The following is a 17,919-nucleotide window of genomic DNA, read 5'->3' as shown; positions in this document are numbered from 1 at the left end:
GGAGACCGTCGTCCGGGCACGGGTGGGAGGTGATGCGTCGTGGGAGACGAGCCTGCACCACTCACCCGTCACCTCCGTGTGTACGAACACCGGGCGCACACGGTGCTGGAGTTGCGGGGCGAGATCGACCTGGTCTCGGCGACGGAGCTCGGCCCGTGCCTGGACCGGGTCACCGGCCGGCCCGGGGCACAGGTCGTCATCGACCTGCGGTCGGTGGAGTTCTTCGACTGCTCGGGGCTGCGGCTGCTGTACCGGGCCCGTGCCCGGGTGCTGGACGGCGGCGGGCAGCTGCACCTGGTGTGCACGCATCCGCTGACGCTGCGGGTCTTCCGGGTCACCGGGCTGTCCCGGCTGCTGCCCCCGCACCCGTCGCTGGACGCGGCGCTGACTACGACTGCTCGAACAGGGCGCTGACCGATTCTCCGTTGTGGATGCGCCGCACCGCCTCGGCCAGGGCCGGGGCGATGGAGAGCACCCGCAGCTTGTCGGTGTGCCCGGCGTGTTCCTCCTCCAGGGGGAGCGGCACGGTGTTGGTGCAGACGATCTCCAGCACGTCCGGCTGTTCGCTCAGCCGCTTCAGCGCGCCGGCCGCGAACAGCCCGTGCGTGCACGCCACCCGGATCGACCGTGCACCCAACTCCCGCAGCCGCTCGAGAAGTTCCAGCACCGTGCTGCCCTTGGCGATCTCGTCGTCCAGCACGATGACGTCCCGGCCGGTGACCTCGCCGATGACGGAGCTGATGCTCACCCGGTCGTCCGCGAACCGCTGTTTGGCGCCGGCCGCCACCGGAGCCCCGATCAGCCGGGCGAAGGCGGCGGCCTCCTTGGCGTTGCCGAGGTCCGGCGAGACGACCGTGGTGCGGGTCAGGTCGTACTGCCGGAAGTGCGCGGCGAGTTCGCGCAGCGCGTTCAGATGGTCGACCGGCACCGAGAAGAAGCCGTGCACCTGCGGGGAGTGCAGGGTCATGGCGAGCACCCGGCCCGCGCCGGCCGCCACGATCAGATCGGCGACCAGCCGGCCGCCGATGGAGATGCGCGGCGCGTCCTTCTTGTCGGAGCGGGCGTAGGAATAGTGCGGCATGACGACGGTGATCCGGGCCGCCGAGGCGCCCCGGGCGGCGTCGCACATCAGCAGCAGCTCCACCAGGTGTTCCTGCACCGGCCGGACCAGCGGCTGGATCAGGAAGACGTCCCGCTCCCGGCAGTTGGCCTGGAGCTGCACCCCCAGGCAGTCGTTGGCGAACCGGCTGATCCGGGTGGGACTGAGCGGCACGCCGAGGTGGGCGCAGACCTCGCGCGCCAGATCGGGATGGGCGTTGCCGCTGAAGACGGCGATGTCTCGCACGATCCGCTCCTCGCCTGATCACCGCAGGACCGGGATCATGCTACCTACTGGGGGCCGCACCGGTAGAGCGTCTGTGCGGTGTCCGTCGGCGTGCCGCCGGGGTCCGTCCCTCCGTAGGCCGAGGCCGGTACCTCGGTGCAGGCGGACCGCACCCAGGTGGTGATCTGCGCGGCGGCCGTGGTCGCTCCTTCGGCCCCGAGGCCCATGCCCCGGCCACCGCCGAGCAGCACGTACCGCACCTGGCCGGCGTCGACCAGCCGCCGGAACCGTGACTCGGTGGGGAACGGCACGCGGCCGCTGAAGCCACCGAGTGACAGCACATGGGCGCCGGTCGCCAGGATGTACGGCGACGCGGTGCTCCAACTGCTGGTGACGAGCGTGTAGGCGGCGGAACCCTGGTGGGCGCGGGCGTAGTCCAGCAGCCGGCGCTGGTCCGTGGTCAGCGAGCCGCCGTCGGCGCCGCCGACACCGCCCCGCCCGCCGAAACCGCCCCAGCCGCCGGATTCTCCCCGGCCCGTGCCGCGCACGGCCTGCCCGAACATCCCCCCGCCGGTCCAGGCCGCCTGGCCGAACCGCCCGGCCCCCGAACGCCCCGCCCCATGGCCGGGGTTCGCGCCGGACGGGCCGACCGCGCCCATGGTGGAGCCGCGGTAGCCGGGACTGAAGACCTGTACGGCCCACGCGCTCGGCGCGAGGAGCAGGGCGGCCAGGGAGGCGGCCAGCCCGGCGAGCGCGAGGCGGCCGCCGGCGCGCGGACGCCCGGGCCGGGACAGCAGGAGCAGCACGACGGCGGCGAGTCCGAGCACGGCCACCGCGGGCGCCAGCCAGGGCACGAACGACGGGAACCGGCTCGCGAGGTACGCGGCCCAGGCGGCGGTCGCCGCGACCGCGCCCGGCAGGGCCCAGGCGCGGCGGCCGCCGGCCCGGTGGGCGCGCCACATCTGCACGCTCCCGGCTCCGGTCAGGGCGGCGAGCGGCACCGCGATCACGCCCATGTAGTAGGTGTGTCCGCCGACGCTGCCGGCGCTGAAGACCAGGAAGTACAGGGCGAGCCAGGCGGTCCACAGCAGGTACCCGGCGCGCAGCCGGTCGGTGCGGGGCCGTCCCCGGCACCACAGCAGTCCCAGGACCGCGGCCACGGCGGCGAACGGGTAGAACCAGCCGGTCTGGGAGGCGAGCGACGTGCCGAACATCTTCGACCAGCCGTTCTGGTCGTCACCGAACCCGCCGACGGCCTGTCGGCCGTTCCCCGCGCGGGCAGCCGTGGCCCCGGCGGCCGGCACTCCACGGGAGTCCCGGACAGAACCGCCGTTCCAGGCGCCGCGCGCCCCGGCCGCGCCGGACGTCCCGGTGCCGCCGCGCGCCCCAGCACCGGGATGCTGCCCGATACCCGCGGCGCCCGTGCCGCCCGCCACGCCGAATGTGTGTCCGGCGCCGCCGTGACCGCCTCCGCCGCCCTGGGTCGCGCTCACGCTGCCCGTGGAGGCCGCGCTGATGCCGAGCGAGGAGAAGCGGTTCAGGAAGTTGTAGCCGACCACCATGCTGAACGCGGAGTTGTTGGTGGTGCCATCCACATACGGCCGGTCCTTGGCCGGGGTGAGGGTGACGGCGAGCATCCACGACGCCGACACGGCCGTCATCACCGCAGCGGACACGCCGAGGTGCACCAGGCGCCGGCGCAGCGTGAGCGGTGCGGACAGCGCGTAGACCAGGGCGAGCGCCGGCAGTACGGCCCACGCCTCCAGCATCTTGGCCTGGAAGCCGAGGCCGACCCAGACACCGGCGGCCAGCAGCGGGCGCAGCCGGCCGTCGCGGGCGGCGCGCTGGGTGGCCTCCGCCGCCAGCAGCAGACACAGGGTGAACGCGGGATCCTCCACCGCGGTGCGGAACAACCCGACCGCCACAGGGGTCACCAGGAAGGCCGTGCAGGCGATCAGCGCCGCGTGCACACCGGCCCAGCGGCGCACCATGCGGTGCAGGACGAGCAGACTGGCCACGCCCTCCAGGACCTGCGGCAGGACCAGGGCCCAGGGATGGAATCCGAAAAGTCTCGCGGAGAGCGCCTGCGGCCAGAGGAATCCCGGCAGTTTGTCGAGGGTGATGGAATTCCCGGGGTCGAAAGAGCCGTAGAAGAACGCCTTCCAGCTCTCCGTCATGCTGCGGGCGGCGCTCGCATAGAAGGTGTGGTACTGGCTGTGGTCGATGCCCCAGCCGTAGAGAACGGCGGCGAGCACGGTGAGGAGCAGCAGCACCGGACGCGCGTACGCGGGCTCGTCCGCCGGGGATCGCCAGGGTGCGCGGCGGAGGGCACCGGTGGGCGCGGTTGCGTCGAGGACTTTCGTGGCCATGGGCAGCAGTGTTGGTCAACCGCGCGCCCCGACCGCGCCCGTACGGCCCCCTTCAAGGAAACTCTCACCACCCCCAGGGCATCTCTTTAATCACACAACTTCGAATTTGCAGCAGAAAAGTACGCTCCTTACCTGCGCCTGGACTCCGCCGTACACAGGAATTCGACAGCTGTCCCACAGGTGCCGGTCAGCCACCGAGCACCCCGGGCAGGGCCAGTGCTCGCGCGCAGTTCGCGGGCCCGGCCGTGCAGCTCGTGTTCGTCGAGGCTGCCGTACCGGTCGAGCAGCACGCCCGCGCACGCGAACAGTGCGGCCTTCACCCCGGCGTGCCCGAGGATGTAGAGGGCGACCCCGTCGTCGCCCTGCGGGGTGAGGATGCCGATGCCCACGAGGAACAGGCCCGTGTGGGCGATGGTGGAGTAGGCCAGGAGGCGCTTGATGTGCCGCTGGTACCAGCACATGACGGCGCCGGTCGCGGCCGTGAGCGTGCCGAGCGTCACCAGGGCCCGGGTCAGATCGGTGGCGGGGATGCCGCCGGGTCCGGCGAAGACGGTGCCGTACACCCGCCAGACGCCGTAGACGACGAGTTCGACCATCACGCCGGACAGCAGCATGCAGACCGGGGTGGGGGCGACGGCATGGGCGTCCGGGAGCCAGAAGTGGAAGGGGGCGGCGGCCGCCTTCACCAGCAGCCCGGTCAGCACGAGGACGAAGGAGGCGAGGACGAGGGCGTCCGCTCCGCCGTGTCCCGCCGCCGCGTCGAGACCGCGCCCGATCTTCGTCATGGCCAGCTCGCCGGTGCGGGCGTACAGCAGGGCGATGCCCATCAACAGGGCGTAGGCGCCGAGGGAGTTGATGACGCCGAAGGTCAGCGCGCCCTGTACGGCCTTCGGGTCGTCGATGCGGTAGCCGGTGAGCGCGTATGCGGTGACGCTCATCAGCTCGAAGAAGACGAACGCGTTGAACAGGTCGCCGGCGATGGCGAACCCGCACATGCCGCCCTGGAACACCAGCATCAGCGCGGTGAAGGCGCCGGGGTGACCGCGCGGCGGTTCGTCGAAGTAGCGCCAGGAGTAGGCGAGTGCGGCCAGCGTCAGCACGGAGAACAGGGCGGCCATGCCGAGCGAGGGTCCGTCGCCGACCACGACGATGCCGACGCTCTCGCCGCCGACGGGCAGCCAGCCGCCGACCCACTCCACCATCGGCGGCGAGGAGTTCGGCAGCAGCACCAGGGCCAGGGCGGCCGTACCGCCGGAGACCACGAAACCGGCGACCTCGGCGGCGGTCCGGGGCAGATGGCGGCCGGCGGCCGACAGCAGGGCGGCGCCGAGCAGGGGGATGGCGACGAGCAGCGGGAGCAGGTGGTGCATCAGCCGCGCAGCTCCCGCAGTTCGTCGGGGTCGACCGTGCCGTGCCGCTTGGCGATCTGCAGGACGAGCGAGAGCAGCAGCGCGGTGGCGGTGGCGCCGACGACGATGTCGGTGAGGGTGAGCGCCTGGACGAGCGGGTCGACCACCGGGCGGGAGCCGGGCTCGAGGTCGGAGAAGACGGGTGCGGTGGCGCCGTCCCGGTAGCCGACCGCCAGCAGCAGCACATAGGTGGAGGACTGGCAGACCGCGAGGCAACCGACGGCGTGGATGAGGTTTCGGCTGGTGGCGAGGCCGTAAGCGCCGGCCAGGAAGACGTAGGCGGCGACCAGGTGGGGAAGGACGTGCATCACGGTGGTCAACTCCCGTGCTCCTCCTCGATCTCGACGGCCTGGTCCAGGAAGTTCGCGAGCAGCACGACGACCGCGCTGGCCACCTCCATGCCGATGGCCGCGTTCAGCAGGGGGACGGTGCCGCCGGAGGACAGGGTGTTGAAGGTGCCGTACGGCAGCAGCGTGTTGGCGAGGAACGCGGTGCCGGCCAGGACTCAGGCGACGCCCAGCACGAGGTAGCAGGAGACGGCGAGCGCGTCGGAGGTCTCGAAGGCGGTGATCGGGCGGACGCGTTCCAGCGCGCGGTAGTCGGCGCCGAGGTACAGCAGGTGCAGGGCGGTCGCGGCGACGACTCCGCCCTGGAAGCCGCCGCCGGGGCTGAGCTGGCCGTGGGCGATGACGTAGAGGCCGGTGACCAGGGCGACGGGCAGCACGATCAGGGTGTAGCGGCGCACCGGGCGGGCCACCTCGGCGGGTTGCGGCTGTGCGCGGTGCTCGTCGCGGGCCTGGCGCAGCAGCACCACGCAGCCGAGCACGGCGGAGAACAGGATGGTCATCTCGCCGAGGGTGTCGTAGGCACGCTGGTCGAAGTTGACGGAGGCGATGGTGTTGGCGGTGTGCCGGGTGAGGGAGGCGTGCACGGCCCGGGTGCCGTACGGATGGCTCCGGCCGCCGAAGCCGGGCAGGTCGAAGCAGGCCGCGACGCCGCGACGAGCAGGGCGGCCAGGCCGGTGCCGCCGACGGCCGGCAGGGTGAGGCGCAGCCGGTTCACCGCGCGCCCTCCTTCGCACGGCCACGTCGTCTGACCTTGCGCACGCTCAGCATGATGAGCAGCGGGGTGAGCGCGGAGCCGACGGCCAGCTGGGACAGGCCGACGTCCGGGGCCTGGAACACGGTGAACAGCACGGCGAGGACGGTGCCGAGCACGGACAGCACCAGTGCCTGTCGGGCGGGGTCGCGCTGGAGCACGGCGGCGGTGGCGGAGGCGGCCGTCAGGAGCAGCGCCACGACGATCACGGCGTCGTCCATGCCGCACCTCCGCCCGACCTGGCTGACGGCACGTCAGCCATCGCACGGCCCTCCGCCCACCGCGGGACGGGGGCGACGGCCCCGGCACACTCCCGCAACGGCCCGGCAACCGCATCCGTCACGCCACATCCCCTTGACCGCACCGCGCGCGTATTCGCCGCCGCGCGCCCCTTGGCTCCGCCCCAGCGCGTGTCAGCCACCCCGCACCCCCCCGGAAGCCGCCGGACAGAGCGCGTGAGGCGATCACGTTGCCGGTGATCAGGAGGGCGCCGATGACCAGGAGCTTCACCATGGCGCGGCCGGGGCCGGTGGCGGCGCAGACGGCGGCCACGACCGCCGCGCTCAGTGCGGCGGCGGTCCAGGTCAGCCCCCAGGCGCTCGGCCGCTCGCCCTCCAGTTCGTCCGAGAGGAGCCGGGCGAAGACGAGTGTGCCGATCGGGCCGAGCAGGGCCAGCAGCAGGGCGAGGTCGACGTAGGCCGGGCGGCCGTAGCCCTGGGAGAGCAGCAGCAGGGCCGGGCACAGGGCCGGGGTGCCCATGTTCTGGGCGACGACCCGGCGGGCCGGTGCTGACACCCCACAGGGCGGCCGCCCCTCCCCCGCCCAGTTCGACGGTCGCCGCGAGGATCCAGCCGTTCACCGCCAGGTCACCGCCCGCCGGCCGGCCCGTGCCAGCAGCGCCCCGACCGCCGCGGCGCACCCGCCGACGACCCGTTCCAGGGTGTCGACCGAGGTGATGAACACCAGCCACAGCACTGCCAGCGCGCCCCACCACACCAGGAGTTCACCGAGGACGAGGAGGACCGTGCGTGGCGCCGTGCGCCGGGTCATCCGCCACCTCCTCGGTCCGCTCTGCACACATGCGCGGCGATCTGTCCGATGCGCCGCTCGGGGCATCCAAGCACCGCCGGGCCCTGCAGGGGCGGCGGCACGCGGGTCCGCAACCGGAGTGCCCCGGGAGCGACCTGCGCCTGAAGGAGCCTCCCGGCAGCAGCCGACTGACCATACGTCAGCAACAGGTCCGTACCAGGGTATTGACGCCGCCTTTTCTCACTTCTTAAATCAAGAGGCATCTCACCCCCCACGCAGATACCCGGAGAGACATGACCTCCCCACGCCTGCTCCGCAGATGCCTCCTCGCCGCCCTGTCCGCCGTCCTGGTCGGGTCCGCCGCCGTCGGCCCGGCACGGGCCCGGGCCGCCGCGCCCACGGCGACCGTCACCACCTTCTCCGACACCTTCGACGGGCCCGCGGGCTCCCCGGTCGACTCCTCGAAGTGGAATCTGGAGACCGGCGACAACGTCAACAACCATGAGCGGGAGTACTACACGTCCGGCACGAACAACGCGGCCCTCGACGGCCAGGGCCACCTGGTGATCACGGCCCGCAAGGAGAACCCGGCCGGCTACCAGTGCTGGTACGGCAGCTGCCAGTACACCTCGGCCCGGCTGAACACGGCCGGGAAGTTCGACGCCCGGTACGGGCACGTCGAGGCGCGGATGAAGATCCCGCGCGGGCAGGGCATGTGGCCGGCGTTCTGGATGCTGGGCACGCCCGTGAACTGGCCCGACTCGGGCGAGATCGACGTGATGGAGAACGTCGGGTTCGAGCCCTCGACCGTGCACGGCACCATCCACGGCCCCGGCTACTCCGGCTCCGGCGGCATCGGCGCGGCCTACACGTTGCCGAACGGACAGGCCTTCGCGGACGGCTTCCACACCTTCGCCGTGGACTGGGCCCCCGGCTCGATCACCTGGTCCGTGGACGGGACCGTCTACGAGCGGCGCACGCCCGCCGACCTGGGCGGAAAGACCTGGGTGTTCGACAACAAGCCGTTCTTCCTGATCCTGAACCTGGCCGTCGGCGGCTACTGGCCCGGCGATCCGGACGCCGGCACACAGTTCCCGCAGCAACTGGTGGTGGACTCGGTGTCGGTGACGACGAGCGACAGCGCGGCCGGGGTCCCGATACGGGGCCTGGCCGGCAAGTGCGTGGATGTGGCCGGGGCGAACCCGGCGAACGGCACACCGGTCCAGCTCTACGACTGCAACGGCACGGCAGCCCAGCAATGGACGGTCGGCTCGGACGGCACGATCCGGGCGCTCGGCAAGTGCCTGGACGTCACGGGCAACGGCACCGCGGACGGCTCCACGGTCCAGCTGTGGGACTGCACCGGCGGCCCGAACCAGAAGTGGACGGTGACGGGGGCGCACGACATCGTCAACCCGCAGGCGAACAAGTGCCTGGACGTGACCGGGAACAACTCGGCCAACGGCACACGCCTGCAGATCTGGACGTGCACGGGCGGCGCCAACCAGAAGTGGACGGTCGGCTGAGCCGTCGCCTCAGTGCAGCGTCCAGGTGTACTTGCCGCCGCCCACCCAGCGGACCGTGTCCGGGTCGTCCATGTCGTGGATGGGGATGCCGTAGGCGGCGGCGGTCTCCAGCACATCGGTGACCGTCCTGGCCGCACCGACCACCTGACCGTCGATCTCGATGATCCTGAAGGGCGGTTCGCCCGGCTTGCCCGGGCACACCCCGTGCACCAGAACCCGCGGATGGGCGATGTGGGGAACACCTTGTTCGGTCATGCAATTCAGCGTAGAACGCTATGCGGGCGGACGGCTCATCCGCGGGACCCGTCCAGGAGACATCACTGCCGGCCGGCCGGAGCGGCGCCTCCTGCACGGGCGCACCGTCTCAGAGACTTCGCCAGTCGTCGCTGGTCAGGCGCGAACCGGCCGGCGGGCCCATACGGAGCATGCCGCCGTCGCCCTGCCGGATCATGTGCCGAGCCGCGTGCTGCCCGCACAGGCCCGCACCGGAACGGGGCGCGTGGTGGCTGGTCGCGCCCGCGCGGCGGAGCCGCATGTCGCCGCCTCCCCGCGCCCGCGACCGGCATCCGTCGCACCCTGGGGTGCATGGAACCCGTGACCGCCCTGGACCGGATCGCGTTTCTGCTGGAGCGGGCCTTGGCTCCCACCTACCGGGTGAAAGCCTTTCGTACCGCCTCCCGGACGCTGGCCGCCCTGCCCGCGGACGAGGTTGCCGAGCGGGCGGCGGCCGGGACCCTCGAGGCGCTGAAAGGGGTCGGGCCGAAGACCGCGCAGGTCGTCAGGGAAGCGCTGGCCGGGGAGGTGCCCGGTTATCTGCGGAAGCTGGAGGAGGAGGCCGGGGCGTCGGTCGGGGCGGAGGCTGCCGGGGCCGGGCTGCGGGCGATGCTCCGCGGGGACTGTCACACCCACTCGGACTGGTCCGACGGGGGCAGCCCGATCGAGGAGATGGGGCGGACCGCGGCCGAGCTGGGCCATGAGTGGACGGCGCTGACCGACCACTCCCCCCGGCTGACCGTGGCCCGCGGCCTGTCGCCGGAGCGGTTGCGGAAGCAGCTTGCGGTGGTGGCGGAGCTGAACGCGCGCTGGGCGCCGTTCCGGCTGCTCACCGGCATCGAGTGCGACATCCTCGAGGACGGCTCGCTGGACCAGGAACCGGAGCTGCTGCAGCAGCTGGACGTGGTCGTGGTGTCGGTGCACTCCAAGCTGCGGATGGACGCCCGGTCGATGACCCGCCGGATGGTGGCCGCCGTGCGCAGTGAGCACGCCGATGTGCTCGGGCACTGCACCGGGCGGCTGGTGACGGGCCGGGGACGGCCGGAGTCGGAGTTCGACGCGGACGCGGTCTTCGCCGCCTGCGCCGAGTCCGGTACGGCCGTGGAGATCAACAGCCGGCCCGAGCGGCTGGACCCGCCCCGCCGGCTGCTGCGCCGGGCCGTGGAGGCGGGGGTCCTGTTCTCCGTCGACACCGACGCGCACGCGCCCGGCCAGCTCGACTGGCAGATCCTCGGTTGCGCACGGGCCGAGGAGTGCGGGGTGCCCGCCGATCGGGTGGTGACCACCTGGTCCGCCGACGAGCTGCTGGACTGGACGCGGGAGGGGCGGGTGCCGGCCCGCGCGGCGGGTTCCTGACCTGCCCGGCGTGGCACCCGGCTCGCGCAGCGGTCTCCGGCGTCGCCGGGACCCTCGTCGACGCCGACCACCTGCACGGACCGCTGGACGGGAGCCCACTGGCGTGAGCATCATGGGAGTGGTGCAGGTCACATGGCCGACCGGAACACCATGGGGTGGTTGCCCGTTGAACTAACCGTGGGTACGGATGGGGCAGTGTCCCCGGGCCTCACCTTTTGCCCACAGGGACGATCGTTCGGCTGAAGCCCTGTGGAGCCTTTCGCCGAGAGGCGACCGCCATCCGTGCCCACCACCTGACCGCCCCGGTCGTGAATCCCCCGTCACGGCCGGGGCCCTTTCGTGTTCACCGGCCGGCCGCTCCGGCACCGGCCGGCTCGCCGCTGCGGACGACCCCGGCCTGGATGAACTCCCGCAGATCGGCCGTGAGCCGTGCGGCGTGCGTGACGAACAGGCCGTGGCCGCCGTTCTCGTACACCTTCAGGGTGGCATCCGGCAGCAGCCGGGCCGCCCGCTCACCGGTGAGGGCCAGCGGCGCGGAGGCGTCGTGCGTACCGTGCACCACCAGCACCGGCAGGTCCAGCGCGGGCAGTTCGCCGGCCAGGTCCAGCGCGGCCACCACGGCCCGGATGCCGTTCGCGGCCCGCGGAGTGGCGTCCAGGCAGCAGTCGATCAGGGGGCGGACGTAGTGCGGGGACACCTGGTTGCCGGGCCGGTGGACGGCGAAGAAGTCGTCGGCCAGAGCGGTGAAGTACGCCGCACGGTCCCGCCGGAACACCTCGTCGTCGGCCCGCACGTCCGCCGGATCCCAGCCGTCCGGGGTGCCCGGCGAGCGGACGACCCCGGGACTGACCCCGGCGACGAGGGCGACGCGGGCCACCCGGCCCCCGCCGTGCCGGGTCAGGCAGCGGATCACCTCGCCGCTGCCGACCGAGTGGCCGACCAGCGTGACCTCGCGCAGGCCGAGGTGGTCGAGCAGGCCGTGCAGGTCGTCGGCGAGGGTGTCGAGGTCGTATCCGTTCCAGGTGTCCTCGGAGCGTCCGTGGCCCCGCCGGTCCAGCGCCACGCAGCGGAAGCCGGCCTCCGCGAGCGGCAGCGTCTGGTACTCCCACATCTCGTGGCCGAGGTAGGCGCTGGCGGCGAAGACGGCGACCGGGCCGGCGGCCGGGCCGTGGTCGATGTAGTGCAGACGGGTGCCGTCGACGGGGCTCTCGAAGTACGGCATGGGTGCCTCCTCGGCGGTGGGGTCTGGTGCGACGTCTCTCGGTCGCGCTGACGTCCTCGATGCTCCCCGGACTCCGCGCACCGGTCGATTACCCGCCACGTCATGGCCGGGTGTGCGCGCGCCCGGGCCCGGGTACCCGGCCGGTCGGCCGGAGCGTGGGCCGAGAGGAGCCGAGGGTGAGCAGCGCAGCGGGCAGCAGGGTCGTCGTCACGGACGCCACCGGCAATGTCGGCACAAGCGTGGTGCGGTTGCTCTCGGAGGACCCGGACATCGCGTCGGTGCGCGGACTGGCCCGGCATACGCCGCCCTGGTCGCCGCCGAGGACCGAGTGGTCCGCGGTCGACCTCGCCTCCGCACAGGCGAACCTCGCCGAGCGTTTCGAGGGCGCCGCCGCGGTGGTCCATCTGGCCTGGGCGTTCCAGCCGACGCACGATCCGGCGGTCACCTGGCGGACCAATGTGCTCGGCGGTATCCGGGTGTTCGAGGCGGTCGCCGCGGCGCGGGTTCCGGTGCTGGTGCACGCCTCGTCCGTGGGCGCGTACTCGCCCGGCCCGATGGACCGCGCGGTGGACGAGTCCTGGCCGACCCACGGGTGGCCGGACGCCGCCTACTGCCGGGAGAAGGCCTACCTGGAGCGCGCGCTGGACGTGTTCGAGCGGGACCACCCCGGGGTGCGGGTGGCGCGGATGCGCCCGGCGTTCCTGTTCAAGCGGGAGTCCGCGAGCGAACAGCGGCGGATCTTCGGCTGGCGTTTCCTGCCGGGTCCGCCGGCCCGGCAGGAACTGCTGCCGTTCCTGCCGGACATCCCGGGGCTCAGGGTTCAGGCGCTGCACACGGACGACGCCGCCGAGGCCTACCGGCCGGCACTGCACTCGGACGGCGCGCGGGGTGCCTTCAACCTCGCCGCGGACCCGCCGCTCGACGCCGGCGTGCTCGGCGAGCTGCTGGGCAGCCGCCCGGTACGGCTGCCGCGTACGGCGGCCCGGTCGGCGATCGCCGCCGCCTGGGGCCTGCACCTGCTCCCGGCGTCCCCGCACTTGTTCGACGCGGTGCTCCGGCTGCCGCTCATGGACTGCGGCCGGGGCCCACACCGAGCTGGGCCGGCAGCCGCGGCATGGCGACCGAGGTGCTGCACGAGTTCCTCGACGGCCTGCGGGAGGGCGCCGGGATGGACACCGAGCCGATGCGCGGGCGCAAGGTCGGCTGACCCGCCGCGCGCCCGGGCCGAGGGGAGAACGCCATGGCCGCACAACGAGAGCCGGAGCCGGACCGCGACACGGGCCCCGTCCCGAGGGACATGCCCGACCAGCAGGCGGGTGCCGGCAAGGACCCGTGGGAGGTCACCCCGGAAAAGCCGCGCAAGCAAGAGGCGACCCCGGCGGCGGACGCGCCGGACGCGGACGAGCCATCCGGCTGAGCGGCGGCCTGCACGGCGGCCGGCGTCGTGCCGCGGGAGGCCGTCGGTCGTGTGCGGCGCCGTCGGAGCTGGTCGCACCCGCGCGGCGGAGCCGCATGTCGATACAGCCCCGTGCCCCCTACGGAGCGCTGCGGTCCTGGCGCATTCAAGCACAGTCGCCACTGCGGGCAGTCGCGCCGCTGGGGGCGGCACGGGGCGCAGCGGCACCCGGCCAGCCGGCGCGGTAACCGGGTCTTCAGTACCGGGCGCTGCGCAGCCGACGGGTCGCCTACCGCGGTGTCCTCTCCCGCAGCGCCGCGCGCCACGCCGGCAGGCGATCCTCGGTGAGCGGTTCCGGGCGGCGGCCGCCGCTGGTGAAGAAGTCGGCCAGCGGCAGGATCGCCGCGCCGACGGTGACCGCGTCCGGGCCGAGCCGGCCGAGGTCGATGGTGACCTTGCCGGCCGGATGACGCAGGGCGTACGTCGTCGCGTGCCGCCGTACGGCCGGCAGGACGCGGGCGCCCAGCTGGAGCCCGGCCCAGCCGCCGATGAGGATCCGCTCGGGCTGGAAGAGGTTGATCAGGTCGGACAGGCCGGCTCCGAGGTACTCGGCGGTCTCCTCCAGGACGGCCCGCGCGACCGGGTCGGGCTCGGCGCCCTCGGCCGGGTACGCGGCGGCGAGCATCGCGGTGAGGGCTGTCTCCTCCTCGGTGCCCTCGGGCGGCCGGCCGCCCTCCTCCCGCCAGCGGGCGAGCAGCGACTCGGCGCCCGCATAGGCCTCCAGGCACCCGAGCGCTCCACAGCGGCAGCGGCGTCCGCGCACCCGCACGGTCAGGTGCCCCCACTCCACCGCCCGCCCGTTCTCCACCTCGGGTGTGACCACGCAGGCGCCCACGCCGGAGCCGAAGAGCACGACCACGGCGTTGCGGGCCCCGCGTCCCGCGCCGAACCACATCTCCGCCTGGCCCAGCGTCTTGGCGCCGTTGTCGATGAAGTACGGGATCTCTTCGGGGAGCCGTGAGGCCGAGCGGAGCAGCTGCTCCAGCGGTACGGCGTCCCAGCCGATGGTCTGCCCGTGGACGACGGCGCCCTGCTCCGGGGTGTGTTCGACGATGCCGGGGACGCCGACGCCGACGCCGAGCAGCCGCTCGGGCACGGCCTGTTCGGCGCCCAGGACCTCGGCGATGCCGTCGCGGATGTGACCGGCGATCACCTCGACGTCGTAGCCCTGCGGGGCCAACCGGCGCTCGGTGCGGGCCAGTTCGGTCAGGGCCAGGTCGAACAGCTCGACGCGGACACGGGTTTCGCCGACGTCGACGCCGATCATCTGTCCGCTGCCCGGGGCGACGCGCAGCAGGGTGCGGGGCCGACCGCCGTCGGAGTCGACGCTGCCGGCCTCCTCGACCAGACCGTCCGCGATCAGGTCGGCGACCACGTTGCTGACCGAGCCGGAGCTCAGGCCGGTGGCCGAGCCCAGCTCGAAACGGCTGAGGGGGCCGTCGAAGTAGAGCTTCTGCAGCACCGCCGTGCGGTTGCCCCGCCTGAGGTCGCGTACCGTGCGTCCGTTGCGCCCCGCCATGCGGCTCCCTTCACGAACCGTGTCCGACCTGCAACATACCTCTTCGGGCAGGCGGAAGGCGAGATTCTCCCAACCCTTAGTTCATGATCTGAGCTAAGCGGCTCAGCCCGCCGCGTACACGTCCTCCACGTAACGCCCCTCAGCCACCAGCGAGTCGAGCCAACGACCGGCCGCCGCCTCGTCGGCACCCGGGGTCCGTTCCTGGTACAGCGAACGGAAGGCCGCGCGGACGCCCGGCGCCATCCGGGCGCCGTCGCCGCAGACGTAGACCCGCGCACCGCGCTCCAGCAGCTCCCAGACCTCGTCGGCCTCGGCGGCGATGCGGTGCTGCACGAAGGCGGCCCCGTTCTCGGGCGCGGCGCTGAAGGCAGGTCGCAGCGAGATCGCGCCGGAGGTCTCCGCGGCCCGCAGCTCCCCGGCGTGCAGGAAGTCGGCGTCGGGGGCGTCGCAGCCGAAGTACAGCAGGGCGGGCGGGAGTTCGGCCCCTGCGGCGCGGACCGCGACGCGGTCGGCGACGGCTCCGCGGAACGGGGCGAGTCCGGTGCCGGCGGCGACCATCACGACCGGTGCCGAGGCGTCGATCCGGAAGGCCTCGCGGCAGGGCTGGACGCGTGCGTACACGGTGTCGCCGGGCCGGAGGGTCGCGAGGTGGCCGGAGCCCGTGCCCCGGTAGCGGCCCCGTCCGGAGCGGGCGGGGGCGTCGAGGACCGAGATCATGAGGTCCACCCGGCCCGCGTCGACGGCCGGAGAGGAGGACACCGAGTAGTGGCGGGGCCGCAGCGGGGTCAGCAGGTCGAGCAGGAGCGGCCAGCCGAGCGCGCCGCGCAGGGCGGGGTGGTCCTCGGCGAGTTCGAGCAGGGTCCGCGGATCGTCCTCGGTCAGGGCGGCCAGCGCGGCGCGTTCGGGCGGGCAGGGGTTGGCCTCGGCGAGCAGAGCCAGCTGCCGGGCCGTGGGCCGCTCCTGCAACTCGACGTGGTGCGTGAGGAGTTGCCGTACGGTCAGCGGGCGGTCCACCGCGAGGCCGTCGCGGCGCGAGCGGGTGGCCCGGATGTCCAGGACGGCGTCGGGGTCGAGGCCGAACGCGGCGACGGCACGGTCCACCAGGTCAGGGACATTGGCGGGCAGCACGGTCAGGTGGTCGGCGGTGCGGTAGGTGACGCCCCCGGGGAGCGCGATGCGCAGGAACCGCTTGGTGCGCGGATATGCGGGCGCGGTGAGGTCGTACGCCTCCGTCACGGTCATCGGGACGAGGCCGTGCCGCTCGGCCAGGGCGTCCAGCGGGCCGCCGGTCAGCGTGCGGACCTCGTAGTCGGTCGTGGGCTCCTCCGTCGAGGCACCGGCGTCGGGATCGCCGTACTCCGTCAGCAGCGCGGTGCGCAGCCGGGCCGTGAACTTCCGTACCGTGCCGCTCAGATCGCCGGAGGCGTCGGCGGCGGCCCGGTCGGTCAGGCGGGTGGCGCCCAGTTCGGCGAGGCGGGCGTCGATGCGGGTGGGAACCTGCTGGTAGGTGGCGGCCCAGTTGCGGTCGCCGACGCCGAGGACGGCGTAGGTCACGCCGGTCAGGTCGGAGGTGCCGTCGAGCCAGGCGCTGAAGGCCGTGGCGTCGTCGGTGGGGCGGCCGTTGTAGGACGCGGCGGTGATGACCACGGCCCGGTCGGTGGGCAGGCCGTCCGCGTACGTGTCCAGGGCGGCGATCTCGGTGGCGCAGCCGACGGCGGCGGCCTCGTCGGCGAGCTGGGCGGCGAAGGCGCGGCAGGTGCCGTAGTTGCTGCCGTGCAGGAAGAGGACGCCGGTGCCGGGGCGGACCCGGGCGGGGAGGGTGTCCGCGGCCGCGGTCTGCTCGTCCCGCACGGGCAGGGCGCCCGGCAGCGAGGCGTGTGCGCGGTCGGCGGGGGTGCGCGGGGTGAGGGTGAGGGTGAAGCCCTCGGGCTTGAGGGTGAGGGTCTCCTTCACGGTGAGCCGGTAGTCGGCGTGGTCGTGCAGCCGGTAGCGGTGGACCAGCATGGCGAGCAGCATGGTCGCCTCGTGCAGTGCGAACTGCCGTCCGATGCAGGCGCGTTCACCGGTGCCGAAGGGCTTGAAGGCGTGCACCGGGCGGGCCGCCTCCGCCTCCGAGGTGAACCGCTCGGGGTCGAACAGCTCCGGGTTGTCGCCCCACACGGGCTGCCGGTGCAGCATCGGGGTGAGCACGGTGACGGCCTGGCCGGCCGCGAGCGGGATCCGGCCGCCGAGCAGGGTGTCCTCGCGGGCATGGCGGCTGAAGGCGGCGGCCGTCGGCCACAGCCGGAGCGCCTCGTTGAGCACCTGGCGGGTGTAGGTGAGCCGGCCGATGTCGTCGTACGACGGCTCCGGGTCGGCCGCGCTGCCCCAGAGCGCGTCGGCCTCGCGCTGCACCAGCCGCAGCACGGCGGGGTGTTTGGCGAGGTAGTACAGGGCGAAGGACATCGCGCCGGAGGTCGTCTCGTGTCCGGCGATGAGGAAGGTGATGACCTGGTTGCGGATGTTGGCGGCGTCCAGCGTGGTGCCGTCGACGGGGTGCGGCGCGCTGAGCATCAGCCCGAGCAGGTCCTCGGCACCGCTCTGGTCGGTGCCGGCACGGGCGGCGATGACGTCGTCGACGACCTGGGCGAGGTAGTCGGCGTCGGCCCGGAAGGCAGCGTCGGCGGCGGAGTGGTCCTGGCCCGGGGTGCGGGCGAGCCGGAGCATGCTCCACTCCAGGCAGCGGACCATCGCCTCCACGAAGGGGTGCGGCTCGTCGCGTCCGAAGGAGCCGAAGTCGTATCCGAAGCCTGCCAGACCGATGGTGTCGAGGGTCATGCGGGTCATGTCGTCCGGCACGTCGACGGGCCGTCCGGCCTGCACCGCGCGGTCCCAGGAGTCGATGAGCCTGCGGGCCACCTTGAGCATGACCGGGTGGTAGGTGCGCATCGAGCCGAGCGCGAAGGCGGGCATCAGAATGTCGTGCGCCCTGGCCCAGTTGGGCTCGTCGTTGTACGCCGTGAACAGGCCGTCGGCGGTGAATTCGCGCACGTTCTGCAGCGCGGGCCCGATGTGCTTGGCGAACCGCTCCTCGTCGGCGAGGTCCGCGACCAGGTCGGCGTCGGCGACGAACAGCGCGTCCCGGCCGTGCAGCCGGCGCACGAGCACCGGGCCGTGGGCCCGCATCAGGTCCATGACCTGCTGCAGGGGGGTGCGGCCGGGACCGGTGGCGGTGATGTCGACGACGGGGACGCCGGGCAGGGTGCCGGCCGGGTCGGGGTGCAGGGCGGTGGGGGGCAGGGCGGTGGGGGGCATGGCGCGACAACTGCCTTTCGCGGTAACGGGGTACTGGCGGTAAC

Annotated in this window: 14 protein-coding genes and 4 pseudogenes; 5 read left to right on the top strand and 13 right to left on the bottom strand. The window is 73.3% G+C overall.

Going from position 1 to position 17,919, the window contains the following annotated elements; all coding sequences use genetic code 11:
- Positions 1 to 39 precede the first annotated feature (39 nt).
- Positions 40 to 414: an anti-sigma factor antagonist gene (locus ACWC2T_RS12130; RefSeq protein ID WP_450670258.1), complete on the top strand. Its 375-nt coding sequence runs from the start codon at positions 40 to 42 to the stop codon at positions 412 to 414.
- On the opposite strand, the gene ACWC2T_RS12125 is transcribed toward ACWC2T_RS12130, so the two are convergent.
- The 8 genes and pseudogenes from ACWC2T_RS12125 to ACWC2T_RS12090 all read right to left on the bottom strand — a co-directional run bounded on the left by ACWC2T_RS12125 (position 389) and on the right by ACWC2T_RS12090 (position 7,250).
- A complete protein-coding gene (locus ACWC2T_RS12125; protein WP_450670257.1) occupies positions 389 to 1,345 on the bottom strand; it encodes a ribose-phosphate diphosphokinase in 957 nt (318 codons plus the stop codon). The genes ACWC2T_RS12130 and ACWC2T_RS12125 overlap by 26 nt on opposite strands.
- 44 nt (positions 1,346 to 1,389) lie before the next feature.
- The gene (locus tag ACWC2T_RS12120) at positions 1,390 to 3,693 is read right to left on the bottom strand and encodes an ArnT family glycosyltransferase (RefSeq protein ID WP_450670256.1); all 2,304 of its coding nucleotides are present in this window, start codon (positions 3,691 to 3,693) and stop codon (positions 1,390 to 1,392) included.
- A gap of 224 nt (positions 3,694 to 3,917) precedes the next feature.
- Positions 3,918 to 5,063, bottom strand: a pseudogene (locus ACWC2T_RS12115) (complex I subunit 5 family protein); the annotation flags it as partial.
- Complete coding sequence (locus ACWC2T_RS12110; RefSeq protein WP_450670398.1) at positions 5,063 to 5,410, bottom strand: sodium:proton antiporter; 348 nt, start codon at positions 5,408 to 5,410, stop codon at positions 5,063 to 5,065. The gene ACWC2T_RS12110 and the pseudogene ACWC2T_RS12115, both read right to left, overlap by 1 nt.
- Before the next feature lie 8 nt (positions 5,411 to 5,418).
- Positions 5,419 to 6,164 (bottom strand): annotated as a pseudogene (locus ACWC2T_RS12105) (MnhB domain-containing protein).
- Positions 6,161 to 6,421 (bottom strand): Na(+)/H(+) antiporter subunit B, encoded by a 261-nt coding sequence (locus tag ACWC2T_RS12100; protein ID WP_450670255.1) that lies wholly within the window; start codon positions 6,419 to 6,421, stop codon positions 6,161 to 6,163. The pseudogene ACWC2T_RS12105 and the gene ACWC2T_RS12100 overlap by 4 nt, the downstream one beginning before the upstream one ends.
- A 208-nt stretch (positions 6,422 to 6,629) precedes the next feature.
- Positions 6,630 to 7,059, bottom strand: a pseudogene (locus ACWC2T_RS12095) (monovalent cation/H+ antiporter complex subunit F); the annotation flags it as partial.
- The gene (locus ACWC2T_RS12090) at positions 7,056 to 7,250 is read right to left on the bottom strand and encodes a hypothetical protein (protein ID WP_450670254.1); all 195 of its coding nucleotides are present in this window, start codon (positions 7,248 to 7,250) and stop codon (positions 7,056 to 7,058) included. The gene ACWC2T_RS12090 and the pseudogene ACWC2T_RS12095, both read right to left, overlap by 4 nt.
- 272 nt (positions 7,251 to 7,522) lie before the next feature.
- Here ACWC2T_RS12090 and ACWC2T_RS12085 point away from each other — a divergent pair, with 272 nt between their 5' ends.
- Entirely contained in the window at positions 7,523 to 8,755 is a 1,233-nt protein-coding gene (locus ACWC2T_RS12085; RefSeq protein WP_450670253.1) for a lectin, read from the top strand.
- A 9-nt stretch (positions 8,756 to 8,764) separates the two neighbouring features.
- Here ACWC2T_RS12085 and ACWC2T_RS12080 read toward each other — a convergent pair whose 3' ends face one another.
- On the bottom strand, positions 8,765 to 9,010 hold the full coding sequence (locus ACWC2T_RS12080) for a hypothetical protein (RefSeq protein ID WP_450670252.1): 246 nt from the start codon (positions 9,008 to 9,010) through the stop codon (positions 8,765 to 8,767).
- A 109-nt stretch (positions 9,011 to 9,119) separates the two neighbouring features.
- Entirely contained in the window at positions 9,120 to 9,290 is a 171-nt protein-coding gene (locus tag ACWC2T_RS12075) for a hypothetical protein (protein WP_450670251.1), read from the bottom strand.
- 50 nt (positions 9,291 to 9,340) lie between these two features.
- Here ACWC2T_RS12075 and ACWC2T_RS12070 point away from each other — a divergent pair, with 50 nt between their 5' ends.
- Complete coding sequence (locus tag ACWC2T_RS12070; RefSeq protein WP_450670250.1) at positions 9,341 to 10,384, top strand: PHP domain-containing protein; 1,044 nt, start codon at positions 9,341 to 9,343, stop codon at positions 10,382 to 10,384.
- 343 nt (positions 10,385 to 10,727) lie between these two features.
- Here ACWC2T_RS12070 and ACWC2T_RS12065 read toward each other — a convergent pair whose 3' ends face one another.
- The gene (locus ACWC2T_RS12065) at positions 10,728 to 11,606 is read right to left on the bottom strand and encodes an alpha/beta fold hydrolase (RefSeq protein ID WP_450670249.1); all 879 of its coding nucleotides are present in this window, start codon (positions 11,604 to 11,606) and stop codon (positions 10,728 to 10,730) included.
- 176 nt (positions 11,607 to 11,782) lie between these two features.
- Here ACWC2T_RS12065 and ACWC2T_RS12060 point away from each other — a divergent pair.
- A pseudogene (locus ACWC2T_RS12060) lies at positions 11,783 to 12,813 on the top strand (NAD-dependent epimerase/dehydratase family protein).
- A gap of 33 nt (positions 12,814 to 12,846) precedes the next feature.
- Positions 12,847 to 13,023: a hypothetical protein gene (locus ACWC2T_RS12055; protein ID WP_450670248.1), complete on the top strand. Its 177-nt coding sequence runs from the start codon at positions 12,847 to 12,849 to the stop codon at positions 13,021 to 13,023.
- A gap of 268 nt (positions 13,024 to 13,291) precedes the next feature.
- Here ACWC2T_RS12055 and ACWC2T_RS12050 read toward each other — a convergent pair whose 3' ends face one another.
- Both ACWC2T_RS12050 and ACWC2T_RS12045 read right to left on the bottom strand, forming a co-directional pair.
- The gene (locus ACWC2T_RS12050) at positions 13,292 to 14,581 is read right to left on the bottom strand and encodes an ROK family protein (RefSeq protein ID WP_450670247.1); all 1,290 of its coding nucleotides are present in this window, start codon (positions 14,579 to 14,581) and stop codon (positions 13,292 to 13,294) included.
- Between the two features lie 102 nt (positions 14,582 to 14,683).
- Complete coding sequence (locus ACWC2T_RS12045; protein WP_450670397.1) at positions 14,684 to 17,860, bottom strand: bifunctional cytochrome P450/NADPH--P450 reductase; 3,177 nt, start codon at positions 17,858 to 17,860, stop codon at positions 14,684 to 14,686.
- Between the last annotated feature and the right edge of the window lie 59 nt (positions 17,861 to 17,919).

It is taken from the genome of Streptomyces sp. NPDC001393 (assembly GCF_053597455.1).
The sequence above is the reverse complement of the archived record's forward strand: the minus strand, read 5'-3'. Positions and strand labels throughout refer to the sequence as shown.

Excerpts from the sequence above, each read along its gene's own strand:
- ACWC2T_RS12090 (WP_450670254.1), bottom strand. The coding sequence starts at position 7,250 with ATGACCCGGCGCACGGCGCCACGCACGGTCCTCCTCGTCCTCGGTGAA.
- ACWC2T_RS12120 (WP_450670256.1), bottom strand. The coding sequence starts at position 3,693 with ATGGCCACGAAAGTCCTCGACGCAACCGCGCCCACCGGTGCCCTCCGC.
- ACWC2T_RS12070 (WP_450670250.1), top strand. The coding sequence starts at position 9,341 with ATGGAACCCGTGACCGCCCTGGACCGGATCGCGTTTCTGCTGGAGCGG.
- ACWC2T_RS12055 (WP_450670248.1), top strand. The coding sequence starts at position 12,847 with ATGGCCGCACAACGAGAGCCGGAGCCGGACCGCGACACGGGCCCCGTC.
- ACWC2T_RS12110 (WP_450670398.1), bottom strand. The coding sequence starts at position 5,410 with ATGCACGTCCTTCCCCACCTGGTCGCCGCCTACGTCTTCCTGGCCGGC.
- ACWC2T_RS12085 (WP_450670253.1), top strand. The coding sequence starts at position 7,523 with ATGACCTCCCCACGCCTGCTCCGCAGATGCCTCCTCGCCGCCCTGTCC.
- ACWC2T_RS12075 (WP_450670251.1), bottom strand. The coding sequence starts at position 9,290 with ATGCGGCTCCGCCGCGCGGGCGCGACCAGCCACCACGCGCCCCGTTCC.
- ACWC2T_RS12100 (WP_450670255.1), bottom strand. The coding sequence starts at position 6,421 with ATGGACGACGCCGTGATCGTCGTGGCGCTGCTCCTGACGGCCGCCTCC.
- ACWC2T_RS12080 (WP_450670252.1), bottom strand. The coding sequence starts at position 9,010 with ATGACCGAACAAGGTGTTCCCCACATCGCCCATCCGCGGGTTCTGGTG.
- ACWC2T_RS12065 (WP_450670249.1), bottom strand. The coding sequence starts at position 11,606 with ATGCCGTACTTCGAGAGCCCCGTCGACGGCACCCGTCTGCACTACATC.
- ACWC2T_RS12050 (WP_450670247.1), bottom strand. The coding sequence starts at position 14,581 with ATGGCGGGGCGCAACGGACGCACGGTACGCGACCTCAGGCGGGGCAAC.